Annotated in this window: 5 protein-coding genes; all 5 read left to right on the top strand. The window is 67.6% G+C overall.

Translation table 11 applies throughout. The features are described from left to right. Positions 1–212: 212 nt before the first annotated feature. The 5 genes from SVTN_RS33820 to SVTN_RS33800 all read left to right on the top strand — a co-directional run bounded on the left by SVTN_RS33820 (position 213) and on the right by SVTN_RS33800 (position 18,900). Positions 213–1,388, top strand: a complete 1,176-nt coding sequence (locus SVTN_RS33820; RefSeq protein WP_041132507.1) for a serine/threonine-protein kinase — start codon at positions 213–215, stop codon at positions 1,386–1,388. A 130-nt stretch (positions 1,389–1,518) separates the two neighbouring features. After that, entirely contained in the window at positions 1,519–4,578 is a 3,060-nt protein-coding gene (locus tag SVTN_RS46255; RefSeq protein WP_281192588.1) for an SNF2-related protein, read from the top strand. Next, entirely contained in the window at positions 4,575–9,851 is a 5,277-nt protein-coding gene (locus tag SVTN_RS33810; protein WP_041132506.1) for a hypothetical protein, read from the top strand. The genes SVTN_RS46255 and SVTN_RS33810 overlap by 4 nt, the downstream gene beginning before the upstream one ends. Then, the gene (locus SVTN_RS33805; protein WP_041132505.1) at positions 9,848–16,579 is read left to right on the top strand and encodes a DEAD/DEAH box helicase; all 6,732 of its coding nucleotides are present in this window, start codon (positions 9,848–9,850) and stop codon (positions 16,577–16,579) included. The genes SVTN_RS33810 and SVTN_RS33805 overlap by 4 nt, the downstream gene beginning before the upstream one ends. Continuing rightward, positions 16,576–18,900 carry a UvrD-helicase domain-containing protein gene (locus tag SVTN_RS33800; RefSeq protein ID WP_041132504.1) on the top strand — a complete coding sequence of 775 codons (2,325 nt, stop codon included), beginning with the start codon at positions 16,576–16,578 and terminating at the stop codon, positions 18,898–18,900. The genes SVTN_RS33805 and SVTN_RS33800 overlap by 4 nt, the downstream gene beginning before the upstream one ends. The last annotated feature ends 15 nt before the right edge of the window (positions 18,901–18,915 follow it).

The following is an 18,915-nucleotide window of genomic DNA, read 5'->3' as shown; positions in this document are numbered from 1 at the left end:
TCGGCCATGGCGTCCCGCTGCTGGCGGACCGCGCACCTCTGGTGGCCGGGCTTTGCTGCACCACTCACAGCGGTCACTTTCGGTCAGCATCCAGCTGCCCGATGTCCTGATCAGGCCGAAAGCTCCTCAAGCTGATCTCATGGCCGATTAGAGTAGTGGCAGATCAGAGCGCCGATCGAGTGAGGCGCGTCGGAGAAGGTGAGTCGGTACGGATGAGCGGGGTGCCCACGCGGATCGGCCGGTACACGGTGGCGCGGGAACTCGGCTCGGGCGGGATGGGTGAGGTCTATCTCGCCTACACGCCGGCAGGTGATCTGGTCGCGGTGAAGGTGATCCGCAACGACAAGCTCGATCCGCTGACGCGTGCGCGCTTCGAGAAGGAGGCGCTGATCGCCCGCACGGTGATCGGCACGAACCGGGTGGCCCGCTTCCTGGACGCGGACCCTTACGCAGACCGGCCGTGGCTGGCCATGGAGTACGTGGCTGGGCGCACGCTGCTGGCCTGCGTGGACAGCGATGGCTTGCTTCCCCTGCCTCTGGTGGCCAGCCTCGGGGCATTGCTCGCCGAGGGCTTGTCGGCAGTCCACTCCGCAGGGCTGCTCCATCGAGACCTGAAGCCGCAGAACGTCATCCTGGGTGATGACGGACCGATGATCATCGACTTCGGGCTGGGCGCGTTCATGGATGCCTCGCAGGAGACGCTGTCGCACAGCGGCATGATCATCGGCACGGTCCGATGCATGCCGCCTGAGCAGGCCGGCGGTCATCCGCAGGTGTCACCTGCAGCGGATGTGTACGCGCTGGGCACGGTCCTGCTGTATGCGGCGGCTCGCCACTATCCGTACGACGGATCACGCTGGGAAGCGATCGCGGCGCAGGTCACCAATGCCGAGATCGCTCCAGACCTCTCTGGTGTGCCTGCGCCGCTGGTGCCTCTGTTGGAGTCGATGCTCGCCCACGCGCCGGAGGAGCGGCCGACTCTGCAGGTGGTCTCCGATGCGTGCGCGAGGGTTCTCTCCGACTCCGGGACGACACCGGCCGCCGCCCGTCTCGCGCTGATCGCCCACACCAACGGGGGCGGGGCTTCGTCGGCGCCGGGTGAGCCACTGACGGTGTCCTTCGAGAAGCTCATCCACGAGCAGGCCGACCGCATCGAGCACGACGAACCGGCAAGCCCGCTCGACGACCCTGCGCGCGTATCGCAGGCCGAAGCAGACGAATCAGAGCCAGATCCGGACGAGCCAGAGGTTCTCCTGCCCGAGCCGGCCCCGGGCTCCAAGACGCGGAACGACCCACCGAAGCCGGGGGCGGCCAGGGGACGCCCCCCTGCATCGAAGCGGATCGCGGACGAACTGCGCGCGTTGTATGCCGCCGATCCCGTTCTGTGACTCCTGCGCTGACAGTGCCAGGTGAGAGTCTTTGTCGGAATGGCGTGCCCGGACGGCGTAGTCCGTTGTTTGCAGGCGCCTGGAGTGTGGGCGGCCCTCGGTGGCCGCTGGTGATGGATCGGAGCGGACGTTGAGCGTCGAGGCGGAAGCCGTGGGCGGCCAGGGCGATGCGGCGTGGGACGCCTGGGTGCCGGAGGATGCTGCGGCTTCGCGGCGAACCACCGGACCCGCCGGCTACGCCCCGGGGTCGCAGGTGCTGATCCGCGACGAGCTGTGGCTCGTCCGGAACTCCAAGGACGTCGGCGAAGACGGGTGGATGGTGGAGGTCACCGGCATCTCGTCCTTCGTGCGCGGCACGGACGCGGTCTTCTACAGCCGGCTCGACGCGATCCAGGTGCTGGACCCGCGGGAGACGCGGCTCGTCCCGGACGACTCACCCAACCACCGGCGAGGCCGCCTGTTCCTTGAAGCGGTGATGCGCAAGACGTTCCTGCCGCAGACCGAGCATGGGCTCGCGCTGGCCGACGGGTTCCTCATGGACCAGCAGGTGCACCAGCTGCGGCCCGCCGAGCTGGCGCTGTCGCTGGAGAAGAACCCGCAGCCGCGGATCCTCATCGCCGACGTGGTGGGTCTGGGCAAGACCCTCGAGATCGGGGTGCTGCTCGCCGAGCTGATCCGGCGCGGGCGCGGTGAGCGCATCCTGGTCGTGACCCCCCAGCATGTGCTGGAGCAGTTCCAGCGGGAGCTGTGGACCCGGTTCGCGATCCCGCTCGTCCGTCTGGACTCCACCGGCATCCAGCGCATCCAGCAGGACATTCCGGCCGGCCGGAACCCGTTCGCGTACTTCAAGCGCGCGATCATCTCCGTGGACACGCTCAAGAGCGACGTCTACGCGCACCACCTCGAGCACACCAACTGGGACGCCGTCGTCATCGACGAGTCCCACAATCTGGTCAACCGGGGGACCAAGAACAACGAGCTCGCCCGCCTCCTGGCCCGGAAGACCGATGCGCTGGTGCTGGCGTCGGCCACGCCCCACAACGGTCGTGCCGAGTCGTTCGCCGAGTTGATCAAGATGCTGGACGAAGCGGCCATCGCCAACCCGTCGAAGTACGAGGTGAAGGACCTCGAGCACCTCTACATCCGGCGTACGAAGACGACGGCGGAGGTCCGCGACTCGCTGAAGGGCTCCTGGGCCGACCGCGGACCGTCCCAGCCGATCCACGTAGCGGCCGGCGAGAAGGAGCTCGCCGTCTTCCAGGAGCTCGCCACGCGCTGGATTCCGGCCGACCCCGACCAGTCTTCGGTCAGTCGGCACCAACTGGTGCCCTACCAGCTCCTGAAATCCTTCCTGTCTTCACACAAGGCGCTGCTGGAGGCCGTGAAGACGCGGCTGGCAACGCTGGACAAGCAACCGGCTGCCGAGTCCGCGAGAGGCGGGCAGCGGACGGCACGCCCGGTCGACCCGACGGTCCGGGAGGCGGCCAGGCAGGCGGAGCGAGCGGCCTTGCTGGACCTCCGGGACGTGGCCGAGCGGATCCAGGACGAGGACTCGGCGAAACTGTCGGCTCTCCTGGACGAGCTGCGCACCATGGGTGTCGGACCCGGCTCGGAGACCCGCGTGGTGGTGTTCTCCGAGCGCATCCCCACACTGAAGTGGCTCGCGGAGGCAGTCCCGACCGCGCTCGGCTTCCCGCGCGGTGCCGGCCCCGACGAGAACAAGCCCTGGCTAGCCTTCGGCGGCGCGGTGCAGGTCATGCACGGGGACGCCACCAGCGACGAGGAGCAGCAGGCCATCGTCGAGAAGTTCGGGCTGCGCGACGACCCCGTACGCATCCTGTTCACCGGCGACGTCGCCTCCGAAGGCGTCAACCTCCACCAACAGTGCCACCGGCTGATCCACTTCGACCTACCGTGGTCCCTGATCCGTATCGAGCAGCGCAACGGCCGTATCGACCGCTACGGCCAGGAGCACCGGCCGGAGTTCCGGGCTCTGATCCTCACCAGCGACCTCCCCTGGCGGACGGACGAGACCAGCGGGGAGCCTCGTACGCTGGACGACCGTCTCGTGGGCGAGAAGCTGCTCAAGCGCGAAGAGGAAGCGCACAAGATCGAGGGATCGGTGGAGGCCGTCACCGGCCTGTACCGGGCCAAGGAGGAGGAGAACCGCCTCACCCAGGACCTGATCGCCGGCCGGACCGTCGAGGAGTCCATCAAGCAGTCCCAGCTGGGAGGTGCCGCGTTCCTCTCCGGACTGCTCGGCCAGGTGGGCGCCGTTCCGGAGCATCCCGAGGTCCGGCGGGCATATGTGCCACGCCTGTTCTCGTCCACCGCTGACTACTTCGACGAGGCACTGCGTCAGGTCTGCCGTCCCAACCCCGAGGACCAGCTCTCGCTGCGCCGCGACGACGACGGCACGATCGCCTTCGAACCCCCGCGCGACTTGCTGTACCGGCTGAAGGCGCTGCCGAAGTCGTACCTCGACGAGCAGCGGATCATGCCCCGGAAGGCCGAGCCGGGACGGATGCGCATCACCTTCTCCAAGGACCTCGCAGACCGGCGTCTGAAGGCAGCCCGCGAGTCGTCCAAGTCGCAGTGGCCGAACGTCTCCTACGTCACCGACGTCCACCCAGTCCTGGACTGGCTGACCGACAAGGTGCTCGTCGAGGTCGGCCGCCACCAGGCCCCCGTCCTCGCCGCATCCGTGGACTCACCGACCTTCCTGGTCCAGGGCATCTGCTCCAACGCGCTGGGCCGGCCCACCATCGTCGAGTGGATGGCCGTCCACGGCGACCCGAACGACCTTCAGGTGACACCTCTGACCCCGGAGGTGCTGGAGGACTACGGCCTGGGTCCGACGATGCCCGGCCGCGCCGCGCCGCACGACCTCGACAGCCTGACGGAGCTCGTCCCCGGCGCCATCAACAGGGCGGAGCAGCACCTCCGAGACCTGAGGGAGGCGTACGGCGAAGAGATCGAGGAGATCCTCGCCCCGTCCCGCAAGCGCGTCGTGCACTGGCAGCAGGAAGCCCTGTTCTCCTCCGACGGGACGGGCAAACGCGGAGTGAACCTCAGCGCCAGCAGGCGCCTGAGCCTGCTCAAGTCCCTGCAGACCACGGGCGAGCCGATGCTGCGTCTGCTCGCCGTCCTGGAACCGCTCAACGCCGCTGAAGGAGGCACCGACCGATGAGCACCGACTTCGACTCCTTCAGCAACCGCGGCGAGTACTTCGCCGCGCACTACTTCGCCGAGCAGCTCGGAACCGACCTGAAGAAGGGCCTGTTCGCCACCTGGGCCCTGCGCGAAGGCGATGAGAACGACCCGCGGAAGACACCTCGGGAGCTGCTCCGCTCGCTGCGCGGCGCCTACCTCTCCGAAGACGTACGCGGCTACTTCGCAGACGCCGCCGAGCGCGACGCCGGGGACGAGATCCGACTCAACACCCACAACAACCCCGAGTGGCGCAAGCACCTCGCCGAGTGGCACCAGACGATCCTGCACGCCCTCGGCTTCGAGGCCACTCCCACCGAGATCACCGTCCACCGTGCCGGACGCGACCACTCCCTGCCTGTGGCCTACCACGGCCACGGGATCATCGCCCTGGATTGCGGCTGGGCCGCCGACAACGACGCCGCCCTCGACGCGACCGGACCGGGCCGACTGCTGCACCCGCTGCGTGTCAGTGCAAGCGAGACGTACGAGACCGGCCAGACCCTGGCGTCCTGGCTGTTCCAGAGCGAACTCGGCGAGGCCGGCGGACCCCGCCCCCGCTTCGTCCTGTTGCTGTGCGGCGGCGTGCTCGTCCTCGCCGACCGCCAGTCCTGGAACGAAGGCCGCTACCTCGCCGTCAACCTCGACGCGGCCCTGGAACGCAACGACCGCACCCAGCAGGGCGAACTCGCCACCATCGCCGCGCTGTTCAGCCTGGACGTGCTCCGGCCCGGCGAGAACGACCAGAGCCGGGCCATCGACGCCCTGCTGAAGTCCTCCGGCGCCAACGCCGCCGGCGTCTCCGGCGAACTGCGCCACGGGCTCCAGCGCTCGGTCGAAATCATCGCCAACGAAGTCCTCGCGCGGATGGCCGAGCCGAAGAACGGCGTCTCCCCGGCCGACATCGAAAGCCCCAAGATTCCCTTCGCCCGGGAACTCACCCGCGAATCCCTCCGCTACCTCTACCGGATCCTGTTCCTCCTCTACGCCGAGGCCCGTCCCGAGCTCGGCATCCTCCCCGCAGACGACGGAAGCTACGAGGCCGGCTACTCCATGGCCCGCCTGCGCGAACTCGTCGAACGCGACGAGGAGCTCGTCGAGGAGGAGGCCCGCAACGGCTTCCACCTGCACGAATCCCTGGACGTCCTCTTCAACAAGGTCAACTTCGGCCACCGTCCGTACGGCACCGAGGACGACGACGACCAGCCCGGCGACGACGAGGAGACCCGCGCGGCCAAGGCCGCCCGCCGCAGCGAGGACCGCGGCCTGCGCTTCGAACCCCTCCGCAGCGAACTCTTCGAGCCCGGCTCCGTACGCCTCATCGGCAGGGGTGTCGTCGACCCCCGCAGCGACGAGGACGACGCCCCGCGCTGGCTCGACCTGCGCCTGCGCAACGCCGCTCTGCACGAGGTACTGCGCCTGCTCACCATGAAAAAGGGCAAGCGCGGCGAGCGGGGCGGTTTCATCTCCTACCGCAACCTCGGCATCAACCAGCTCGGCGCCGTCTACGAGGGCCTGATGTCGTACACCGGCATCATCGCCGAGGAGGAACTGTGCGAGGTCGCCAAGGGCGGCGACCCGGAGAAGGGCTCCTGGCTCATCCCCTCTCACAAGCAGGACCAGTATCCCGACAAGACCCTCGTCCACTACGACGAGGACGACGCGCGCAAGGGTCTGCGCGGCGTCAAGAAGTACGAGCAGGGCTCGTTCGTCTACCGCCTCGCCGGCCGCGACCGCGAGACCTCGGCCTCGTACTACACGCCCGAGTCGCTGACCCAGGTCACGGTCGAGCTCACGCTCAAGCACCGCCTCGACCAGGAGCGCGACGCCGACGACAACGTCATCAAGACCCGCGCGTCGGAGCTGCTCAAGTACAAGATCTGCGAGCCGGCCCTCGGCTCCGGTGCCTTCCTCAACGAGGCGATCAACCAGGTCGCCGAGGAGTACCTGCGCCGCCGACAGGACGAGCTGGGCGTCACCATCCCGACCGCAGACGCCCTCACCGAGAAGCAGAAGGCCAAGGCGTACATCGCTCTGCACAATGCGTACGGCGTCGACCTGAACGCCACTGGTGTCGAGCTCGCCGAGGTGTCGCTCTGGCTCAACACCATGCACCCCGGCATGCGAGCCCCGTGGTTCGGCCTCCACCTGCGCCGAGGAAACAGCCTCATCGGCGCTCGCCGTGCTGTCTACGCGGCGGACGACGTCACCGGCAAGGAATGGCTCAAGGCCAAGGGCGCCCTGGCCCCGGCCCCGCTGCCCTTCCTCAAGGACGGCGAGCCCCAGCCACTGCCCCAGGACGCAGTCCATCAGTTCCTGCTGCCGAGCCCCGGGTGGGCCGCGGTCGCGGGCTCGAAGGAGGCCAAGGAGCTGGCGAAGGAGGGCGTCGAACAGCTCGCGGCTTGGAAGAAGGGCATTCTCCAGCGCCCCAAGCGCAACAAGACCGGCAGGGCGAAGAAGGAGCCGGTGTCTCAGTTCACCCGGCTCCGGGACGCCGCCCGTCGCGTCGAGTTCCTCTGGTCGCTTGTCGTCAAGCGCATGGAGCTCTCCGAGCAGGCGATCGCCCGCCGGATAGACGTCTGGGGCGCTGACTCCACCGACCCCGAGTACGCCTTCCTCCACCGCCCTGACCAGGCGGTTACGAAGGAGCAGGTCCTCGAAGACCTCTTCAACGCCGCGGACACTCCGTACTGGCGCCTGAAGAAGATCATGGACGCCTGGTGCGCGTTGTGGTTCTGGCCCGTCGACAAGGCCGGGCTGCTCGACGGGACGGCCGGGGAGTACTCGGCACGGCTGGAGGTGACGGGAGCGGACAGCCTCAGCCGCCTGCTGGACGGCGCGCCGCTGGTTGCGGAGCCGCCCGCGCCTCCCGCCGATCCGGAACCAGTCGCCGTGCCGACGCCCGCACCCGTTCCGCGGTTCGTCGAGGCGACGGCCCTGTTTGCGTTCGGTCCAGAGCAGACCAGTTTTGCGGACCTTGAGCTGAGTGCCGATGACTCGGTCGTGGAGGTCAAGGAAATCAAGCCGCGGGGAGGGTCCCAGAGCTCAGCGCCGAAGCCGAAGGCCGCGGAGCGGCGGCCGATCGTCCCGCTCAAGGACTTGGACGACTGGCTGGAGTTCCTGGAGGCCATGCTCGGCACGGCCGACGTGCCCGAGGGAACCCTCATCGACAGCTTCAAGGACCTCGAAGCGCTCAAGAGCTTCGAGGAGACGCTGCCAAGCTTCATGGGCATGGACGCTGGCAACCCGGAGGACCGCTTCCCGTGGCTGAGGCGAGCGCGTGATATCGCGGAGGAACAGGGCTTCCTGCACTGGGAACTAGATTTTGCGCTTGTCTTCGCTCAGGCAGGCGGATTCGACCTCCAGGTCGGCAACCCGCCCTGGGTTCAGCCAACATGGGACGAAATTTCCGAATTCGCGGAACTCGACCCGTGGTTCGGAGTTGTGGGTGGCATCTCTCACCCTGAGTACGCTGAACGCCGTTCCCGTCTTGTCGCCGGGTCCAACGCGAAGACAAGTCTCGCCAGACGCAATAGCTTCGCGTCAGCCAACTCCACCTTCCTCGGGTCCGAAACGACGTACCCTGAACTCGCGGCCGAACAGACCGATCTATACCTGGCCTTCATGTGCGCGGCATGGAATCACGCAAACGACAGCGGCATCTCCGGCATGGTGCACTCCGAAACCCATCTCACAAGCACGGGATTCGAGAGGGTACGTGCGGCAGCACTGCATCGTCTGAAGGTCCATTGCCATTTTGTCAACGGCGGAAACTGGGCCTTCCCCGAACCCGTAGACCACAACACACATTTCGGTGTCCATATTTACGGATCAAGTGGCGAGATTTCATTCATTCAGCTGGGAAATCTGTACCACTCCTCCGTCGTCATGGATTCACTCAAGCATGACGGGAACGGCCCGATCCCCGGCATAAGGATTTCCGGCAAGCCTGACTTGCGACCCCATCGAAGCCGCCTCATTCGAGTGAATGATCAGCTACTGGCCGAGTGGCAGGACCTTTCGGATCAGATTGGTGAGCCAATCGGACACACCGTCCTCTTCACCCCGACCACGACAGCCGAGCGCGCGGCGATGTCGGCACTCAGGAGCTACACAAACCGGCTCGGCAAAACGGAATACATCAGTTCTGGATTCCATGAGACGGGCGCTCAAAAGAAGGGCATCATTAAGAAGGGTCATTTTGAGCCTTCCACCTTCCACGAGGCCATCCTCAGCGGGTCTCATATCACCGCCTCAAATCCTTTCTCCAAAGAAAGTCCCAATCTGGGGAGCCACGGAAAGCCAGTCAACCTGGAGACACTCTCCTCAGACGCGATTCCCGCAGTAAATTACCGACGAGCCGCTTCTGAGGCAGATTTCTCCGAATCCCTGCGAAAGTGGAACGATTCGCCCTATTCCGAATACTTCCGTGTCTGTTGGCGTAAGCTGACGCCAAATAATATGGAGAGGTGTCTCAACGTTGCCCTGATCCCGCCTGGCCCAACGCACGTGGACGGTCTTTACTCAATGTCACGCGGGGACGCCCATCTCAACCTACTGACCGTCGGATTCTGGAGCACCCTGCCCGTCGAATACATTCTTCGCCTGACAGGGAAGAAGAATCTACACGACCGAGATGTGCGCAAGATGCCCGTACCTCAGGCAAATCACCCTCTCGCCGAGAAGCTCAGCCTGAGGACGGCCCGGCTCAACTGCCTGACATCCGCGTACTCAGATATTTGGCGAATTGCAGCCAGTCAAAATTGGGCAACGGACCGATGGATCCTGTCAAATCCTCCTCGGGAACCGTTGGGACGCCCCATAGGTGAGTGGTCACGTTCAAGTCCGTTGCGGACGGATCACGGCCGCTGGTGCGCAATGGTCGAACTTGATGCTCTCGTTGCGGTCTGGCTCGGCATGGATGCAGAGTCACTCTGCACGATTTACAAGACCAGATTTCCGGTTCTCTTTGAGCGAGAAGAGAAAATATGGTTCGACGCGCACGGACGGAAGATCGCCGAAGACTACAAGATCTTTGGACATGGCCAAACGAAGGAACACTATGAGCAGCTGCTAACTCACCTTGCAAATCCCGAGATTGCTGCTGCACCCGACGGCTACATTGCACCCTTCTACAAGGCAGATCGAGAGGCGGAAATGCGAGCTGCCCACGCTGTCTTTCAGAAGCAGCTTAATGACGCCGTCGCCCGTGGCGAGTGGGATCCGGAGAAGCAGGAGGTGCCGAAGCCGTGAGGCCGACGCTTCAGGCACGCGGGCTCAAGGAGAGCCTGCTGCAGTATCTGTCGACTACGTACGCGCTCACGGACGAGGGTGCGCGTGAGGCGCTGCACCGGTTCCTCGGGGACGAGACGTCGGGGATGTTCCGGGGCCCGTATCTGCGGATCCGGACCCCGTTCACCGTGGCCGGCGAGGAGTGGCGCAAGCATCTGGAATGGCAGCGGGAGGGCTTCAAGCCGTACGTGCATCAGGCGGTCGCCTTCACGCGACTGACCTCGGCGCATGGCCACACCCCGCAGCCGACGCTGGTCACCACCGGTACCGGTTCCGGTAAGACGGAGTCGTTCCTGTACCCCGTGCTGGACCACTGCCGTCGGGAGCGGGCCGCGGGCAAGACCGGAGTAAAGGCGGTCTTCCTCTACCCGATGAACGCCCTGGCCACCGACCAGGCACAGCGCATCAACGAGCTCCTCACGGAGAACGCCGAACTGGGGAAGCTGTCGGCCGGCCTGTACATCGGTGAGCGCGCGGCGACGCAGTACGAGAAGGTGCGGACCCGGCGCTCGGACATGCAGATGTCCCCGCCGGACATCCTGATAACGAACTACAAGATGCTGGACCTGCTCCTCCAGCGTGCGGACGACGCCCCCCTGTGGCGGGAGTCGGACATCCGCTACGTCGTCGTGGACGAGTTCCACACGTACGACGGCGCTCAGGGCACGGACGTCGGGATGCTGCTGCGTCGTCTGGCCGCCGCCGTGGGGGCGGCAGAGGAAGGCCGCCCGCTTGGGAAGATCTGTCCGGTGGCAACGTCGGCGACGCTCGCTTCCGGTACGGACGAGGATGGCACGGCGCAACTGCTGGAGGTGGCGACCCACGTCTTCGGTACGGAGTTCACGAAGGACTCCATCGTCGGGGAGAACCGGCTCACGGTCGAGGAGTTCATCCCGCTCGGCGAGGTGACCATGCAGCCGATGCCGACGCCCGACGAGCTGCTGGCGCTGCCCGATCCGGCGACCGGCGACGGGGCGCTGCTGGATCTGATCGAGAAGGTGACGGACGTCCGTGACCTCGATCCCTTCGTGCTCGGTGGGAACCTCAAGCGGCATCTGTTCACTCGTGCGGTGATGCAGGCGCTCGGCGGCGGGGTGAAGACCAGCGCCGAGGTGCTGGACGTGATGTGGCGTGCGGGCGCGGCCGGCTGGTCCCAGGCCGTGGCGCGGCAGCCGGAGAAGGCGGCTGAGGCGCTGGCGCGGTTCGTCGCGCTGCTGTCGTACGCGCGTGCCCCTGAGTCTTCCCCCGCTGAGCCCCGGCCCTTCGTGCACGTCGAGGTGCACCAGTGGGCGCGTTCGGTATCGCGACTGCTGCGCGGCGTACTGCCGTGGCCGAAGGCGGAGTTCCGCTGGGACACGGCGGGCGCGGCCGACGCGAGCGCGGCCGACAGCGGCCGTATGGCTCCGGTGACGACGGCGACGTCGGGGCAGAGCGCGAACCTGTTCCTGCCGGCGATCTACTGCCGTGACTGCGGGCGGTCGGGCTGGGCGGTGTTCTCACCGGAGAGCGATGACCACGACGTCCAGTTCGACACGTACAAGATCCGGCGGGCGTCGCTCGGCCAGGACAAGGCCCGGGTGCGGAACCTGATCGCTGCGACGGACCGGGAGGCCCGGGAGGGCTCCGGGGCCGCGTTGCTCACGGCGACCAGTGGCAAGGGAGGCTCGGCCGCATCGCAGGGTGCCGGCGGGCTGCTGATGGTGCTGGACGGCACCCGTAAGCGGCTGCGGCTGCCCGATCCGCTGAACGACTACGACCGGGAGACCAAGGAGCCCCGGCTGACGGCCCGTGACTCGGCATTCGTACTGGTGAACTTCGGGGAGACCGCGAACACCGCGGCCAAGGAGGACTGGTGTCCGGCGTGCGGTGAGCGCAACGCGATCCGCTACCTCGGTACGGGCGCCGCCGCGATGGCCGCGGCGTCCGTCACGCAGCTGTTCACCGGCGGAGAGCTCGACAGGGAGCTCCGCGAGGACAAGACGCTGATGTTCAACGACTCGGTGCAGGATGCCGCGCACCGGGCCGGGTTCGTCGCCAACCGCTCGTACACCTTCTCGCTCCGCGCCCTCCTCACCGATCATCTGCGGCACGATAAGCCGACCGCGCTGAACGATCTGATCGCGAACGTCGTCACCGCCACGACGGACAGGGACACCCTCTCTGCAGTGGTGCCACCGGACCTGCACGGCTTCAAGGGCGTGGACCGACTCCTGTCCGGCCAGGGCCGCGGTGGAGACTTGAAGACGTGGCGGCTGATCGGTCAGCGGCTGGCGTTCGAGGCGCTGATGGAGTTCGGCTTCCGGTCCCGTAACGGCCGTACGCTCGAGCTGACACGGACAGCCGCCGCACAGGTCCGCATCGACGACCCGGCAGCCGTGATCGCGCTGGTCAAGCAGTTGCACGAGGAGTGCGTACAGGACGGGCTGCCGCTGATGGCACAGGACGACGCCCGCTATCTGGCGTTCGTACGCATCTTCCTGGAGCGACTGCGCACCCGCGGTGCGGTCGCACACCGATGGCTGGACAAGTACATCGACGAGGCGGGCACCAGCCGGTACTACATCTGGGGCAAGCGGGCTCCGGGCATGCGGGCCTTCCCGAAGGGCATCGCCGCCCCCGTGTTTCTCCTCGGGCAGCCCAAGAACGGCAGCGAGTTCGACTTCGCGACCGGTCGGCTGTCCTGGTACGAACGGTGGGCCGGGCGGTGCCTGGAGCTGCCGCGCGAACTGGCACCCGAGCTGTGGAGCCGACTGCTGCCCGAACTCGCCTCGATGGGGCTGCTGTCGGTGCGCACCCCGAACGACACCTCGGTGCGGGTGTACGGGCTCAAGCCCGGCAACATCGAGGCCCGGCTGCTGGACGACGAGCAGGTACGGGTCTCGTACGTGAGGTGCCCGGTGTGCTTCTGGGAGCAGACGGTCCACCCGTCCTTGCTGGACCAGTGGCACGGCCAGCCCTGCCCGTCCTACCGGTGCCGCCGAGGTCGCCTGGTGGCTGGCGACCGGCCCGAGGGTCTGGGGATACACCACCGCGACCGCGACTACAGGGATGACTACTACCGTCGGCTCTACCTCGGCGCGGGCACCTATCAGGTGGTCACCGCCGAGCACACGGGCATGCTGACGCGTCACCAGCGCGAGAAGGTCGAGGAGGCGTTCAAGCACGGCAGCGGGTTCAAGGACCCCAACGTGCTGTCCTGCACGCCCACGCTGGAGATGGGTATCGACATCGGCGACCTGTCCGCCGTCGTGCTGGCCGCGCTGCCGCGCCGCCCCGCCTCCTACGCGCAGCAGGTCGGCCGGGCCGGCCGCCGTACCGGAAATGCCTTCCTGCTGACCATCCCCGACCGTCGGCGCCGTGACCTGTACTTCCTCGAGCGGCCGAAGGACCTGATCGCGGGCACGATCGTGCCGCCCGGGTGTTACCTGTCGGCCGTCGAGATCCTGCGGCGCCAGTACCTGGCACATCTGCTCGACCTTGCAGCGGCCGGCCGTCTCGTCCGCACGGACGGCGTCGTGCTGCGCGCACTGCCGCACAAGGCGCCTCGCCTGTTCGGCCCGTCCGGCTATCTGACCGACTTGGTGGAGCTGGCCCTCGATCAGGGCGAGGAGCTGGTCAAGGGGTTCCTGCGGCTGTTCCCGACGGGCGTCAGCGAGCAGGCCAAGGCCGATCTGGAGGCCTTCGCGACGCACGGCCTGCGCAGCACCGTGGAGAAGGCGGAACGCGAGTGGCGACGTGCCGAGGACGCCCTGCGGGCGCGGCTGCGCGAGATCGACGAGGCCCACGGCGAGCTGCACGACAGCGACCCCGACCAGGCGCGCCAGAAAGCAGAACTCGACGCCGAGCGGCGCGGGGTGGGCAGGCAGCTGCTCCACCTGGGCGACATCACGGCGCAGAGCGCCCTGTGTGACCTGGGTCTGCTTCCGAACTACGCCCTCATCGACTCGACGACGACGCTGTCGGCGACCCTGTACGGCGAGGACGGCATCGACCCGAAGACGGACAAGGTGGTGTTCACGTCCGAGACCCTCTCCTACGAGCGTCCCCGCCGCCTCGCGATCCAGGAACTGGCGCCGGGCAACACCTTCTACGTCAACGGCTACCGGCACGAGATCACGGGCTTGGAGCTCGCGACGGGCGGGCGCCAGGAGTGGCGGACATGGCGAGTGTGCCCGGGGTGCGGCTACGTGCGCACCGAGAACGCCACCGACGATCGCTCGCCGTGCCCCCGGTGCAGGACGAGCCAGATCGCCGACGACGGCTCCTGCCTGTTCCAGGTCGTCGAGCCGGCCACCGTGACGTCGCGGGACAAACGTGAGGACGCCCGGATCCGCGACGACAAGGACGACCGCGACCGCCGCTCGTACACCGTCGTGGACGCGGTGGACATCCCCGTCGAGAGGATCGAGCAGGGCCTGTCCTGGCGGCACGACCGGGAGACGTTCGGCGTGGACTACTGCCGGACGGCGATGATCCGCCGGATCAACGTGGGCCCGGTCCGCTACGACGCTCCCGCCCGTGACGACTTCGCCGGCCATCTGGTCCGGCTGAACCCGTTCCACGTGTGCACCGCCTGCGGGGCCGCGAGCGCGGACGGCCGTCCCGTCTTCGATCACGACGCCGATGCCCTGGAATCGGCAGCGGCCCGTGCCCCGCAGCTCAAGCACCACCGCCCGTGGTGCCCGCTGCGCCGCGGCAAGAAGGACGGCGTCACGCAGGAGCAGGTGCTGCTCGCCCACCAGCTGCAGACCGAGGCCCTGCGGATCCTCATCCCGGCCGCGACAGCCGACGTGGACGCACGGGTGCACTCCTTCCGGGCCGCCCTGCGGCTCGGTGTCGACCTGCACTTCGGCGGTGACCCGCAGCACCTGGACACCACGGTGGCCTCCATGCCGGACGTCGCCAGCGGCGAGCGCCGCTGGTTCCTGGTGCTCTTCGACTCCCTCCCGGGCGGTACCGGCTACCTGGACCGGCTCACCGATCGCCATGCCTTCCGGAACACCCTTGCTCGCGCGTACGAACAACTCAAGGCATGTCCGTGCGCGGAAGAGCAGCGGCGCGCCTGCCACCGCTGCCTGCACCGCTACACCCCCGAGCAGTTCCAGGACCTCGTGTCCCGGCAGGCGGCGCTCAGCATGCTGGAGTCGCTGCTGTTCAAGGGAGACGGCGAGGACGGCTGGGACATCAGCGATGTGGAGCACACCGGGCTGGTCGGGCTGGACGCCCAGGTCGAATCCGACCTGGAGGCACGCTTTCTGACCGCCCTGCGGGACTGGGTGAAGGTCACCGACGACGCGGCCCTGGACGAGGACGGCCACGCCAGCGGGCATCTGCGGTTCACCGACGGCTCGGACGTGATGCACTGGAGGCTGACCGCCCAGCGGCAGCTCGAAGGCACCCGGACGGACTTCACCTTCACCCGCGTCGGCGGTCCGGTGCAGAGCGTGCACGTCTATCTGGAGGGTTTCCGCTTCCACGCAAGCCGGGAGCACAACCTCATCGCCAAGAACGCGTCCCAGCGCACCCTGCTCCGTGCCGACGGAAAGATCGTCTTCCAGATCACCTGGGCCGACATCGACCTGTTCGAACAGCGTCCGGGGCGCACCAAGCCCGTCTGGCCGCCGTACCGGGGCACCGCCCAGGAGCAGGCCAAGGCCGCGTACGAGCAGTACGGCGGCAACCGTGCCCACTTCGGCGAAGCGATCTTCGCCAACCCGATCGACACGCTCATCGCCTATCTGCGGGACCCTGATGCGACCCGCTGGACCCGGCGGGCCCGCGCCCTGGTCACTGGGCTCACCGCCGTTCCCGCCACGGCCCCCGTGGCCGCCACTGGCAAGCGCAGTGAGCTCGTCGCCGCGCTGCGCGAGCAGCTCGGCGCCTTCGGAGCCGGCCGACGGGATGACAAGCCGGTCGTATCCGACACTGGCGGCATCGGTCCGGTCCACGTGTTCCGCACCCAGGACGAGCACGGCCTTCCGATCGTGTTCGCGCTGGACGTCGCAGACCCCGACAACCTGCGGTGGACCGCCCTGACGGTCCTCGACGACAGCGACGCCGTCCTCGACACGGACGAGCACAAACTGCGGTGGCGGTCCTGGCTGTACTGGACGAACATCACCCAGTTCCTGTCCCTCGCCGGTGGGGACGGTGTACAGCTCGCGGCCAGTCGCGCCGCAGACTTCGAGGTCGAGGTCCTCGCCGTCTGTGGTGGTCTGGGCGAACTCGACTCACTCTCCGCCGCCCTCGCACCCGTACCCACGCCCGCGCCTGCTGTACGGCCTGTGGTCTCCGAGCCGAGCGTCGACTCGCCGGCCGAAGCCGCCCTTCGTCAGATCATCCGGGACGCGGTCTGGGACGAGGACATCCTGGAGATCCTGCGCGAAGACCCCGACGAGGCACCAGACCTCCTTCGCCTCGCCGAGACACTCGCTGAGCACGGCAAGCAGGCTCCGGTCTTCGGATTCGAACTCGGCAACAGCCGCTGGCAGGCGGACTTCGCCTGGCAGACTCCCAACCTCAAGATCGCAGTCGTCGCCATCCACCAAGGCGACGAGGACGTCGAGTCCCAGCGGCGCGACGCCGCCTACGCCGAGGACGGCTGGACGGTCCGGACCGCCGCTGCATGGATCGACCACCTCGACACCCTGCTCGACCAGCTCCCCGACACGGAAGGCACCATCCGATGACCGCCCGGCTCAGCCTGTACCGCAAGGCCGAACAGGAGCTGTACAAGCTCGACCGCTCGGTCAAGGCCCAGTTCTACGACTTCTGCCACGTCTTCCGGAACAACCCGAACCAGCCGGGCCTGAAGCTGAAGAAGCTCAAGGGCGACTCGCGCATCTGGTCCGCGCGGGTCAACGACTCCTACCGCGCCCTGCTCACCCCGACCGGGGTCGACACGGACGGCACCGAGAGCTGGCTGGTCATCGCCGTCCGCCACCGCAAGGATGTTTACGAAGAGCTCCAGGTCGCGGTCAACCGCGTCACCGGCGAGATCGAGTTCGTCGACCTCGCGGTCGTCGGCGACAGCGCCCTGCGCCGCGTCGGCATCACCCTGACCCCGTCCGAACCGGACCGGACCACGGTGCCGGCCGAGCCCGAGCCGACGCCGCAGCCTCTGCCCACGGCGGAGACCGAGGCTTCTCCCTTGCTCGCCGCGTACGGCGCCGATCAGCTGCGTGAGCTGGGTGTCGCGGACCAGCTGATCGAGCTGGCCCTCGCTGTCACCGACAGCGCCGAGCTGGACCAGCTCGTCGAGGGCGCCCCGCTGCTGTCGAAGGACGTCCTTTACGGCCTCGCCGCCGGTATGTCCATCGACGAGGTCCGCAAGGAAATCACCCAGCCCGTCGAGCTCGGCCACGAGCCCGATCTCGGAGACTTCGCCGCGGCCCTGAGCCGTACCAAGGTCACCGCCGTCGACGATGCCGTGCAGGCGGCCATCGACGAGGGAGACTTCCGGGCCTGGAAGGTGTTCCTCCACCCCACGCAGGAGCGCATCGTCCACCGCCACTACAAGGGCCCTGCTCGCGTCTCCGGCGGGCCCGGCACCGGAAAGACGATCGTCGCCCTGCACCGGGTCAAGCACCTGGCCGAGCAGCTGCCTCCCGGCAGCAACAAGGCGATCTTGCTGACCACGTTCACCAAGAACCTGACCACGGACCTGCGCCTGCGTCTGGCTTCGCTCATCGAGCCCGAACTCCTCGCCCGGGTCGAGATCGCTCACATCGACCAGCTCGCCGCGCGCGTCCTGGGCGAGAACACCGCACCCGGCCGAGGCCGACAGCGTGTCTACGACCACGTGGCGCTGAACGAGATGCGCCAGCTCCTCGCCGAACTCGACGACCGCCGCTGGGAGCCCGAATTCCTCCTGGAGGAGTGGGAGCAGGTCATCCTCGGCCAGTCCGTCCCCACCCGCTCCGCCTACTTCCAGGCCCGCCGTGCCGGGCGGGGCCGCTCGCTGACCCGGCCCGAGCGCAACCACATCTGGAAGCTCATTGAGCAGTTCACCGCCCGCCTCGACAAGCTCGGCGTGGAAACCTGGGGCCAGGCATCGGAACGCGCTGCCCGCTTCGAGATGGAGCGGGCCGCGAAGATCAGGGCGCGGCGCGAGTACAAGGAGGAGGTCGGCGGCAAGGACCTCATCCACCGCGACAACAGTTCCGGCATGCGCTACCTCAACCACCGCTACCGGCACATCGTCGTCGACGAGGCCCAGGACCTCAGCCCCGCACACTGGAAGATGCTCCGTGCCATGGCCGACCCCGACCAGCCCAACGACATGTTCATCGCCGGCGACACCCACCAGCGCATCTACGACCACCAGGTGGCCCTCGGCGCCCTTGGCATCAACATCCGCGGCCGCTCCTCCCGCCTGACCCTCAGCTACCGCACCACGAAGGAGATCCTCACCGAGGCCCTCCGTGTGGTCGACCCCGTGAAGCCCGGGCAGAAGGTGAGCTACGACGACCTGGACGACGGCACCGACAACCTCGCCGGATACCGTTCCGTCCTCCACGGCCCTGCCCCGGCCTTCACCCCGTACGACACCTGGGACGACGAGCTCGCCGGCCTCGCCGCCACCCTGACCACGTGGCGCAAGGAGCTCTCCACCGACGAGAACGGCTCGCCCAGAGACCCGAGCGGCCACATCGCCGTCTGCGTCGCCGACCGTGACATGGTCAGCCAGACCATGTACTACCTCGTCACCAAGGCTGGCATCACCTGCGCCGAACTCACCAAGGAAGGTCCCAAGGGTGACGGCGAGGTCCACGTCGGCACCATGCACCGCTTCAAGGGCCTTGAGTACCAGCGCCTCGCCATCGTGGGCGCCAGTGACGGCATCGTCCCCCGCACCCACGTCATCGACCGCTACCGCACCGAGGACCCGCCCCGCTACGAACGCGAGCAGCGCAAGGCCCGTTCCCTGCTGTTCGTGGCGACTACGCGGGCCCGGGACGCACTGAACATCAGCTGGCACGGCAAGCCCAGCCCCTACCTGCCGGTCTGACACAGATGTCGGCCT

The organism is Streptomyces vietnamensis (genome assembly GCF_000830005.1).
In the GTDB taxonomy this organism is placed as follows: domain Bacteria; phylum Actinomycetota; class Actinomycetes; order Streptomycetales; family Streptomycetaceae; genus Streptomyces; species Streptomyces vietnamensis.
Note: the sequence above shows the minus strand (reverse complement) of the source record. Positions and strands in the feature narration are given on the sequence as shown.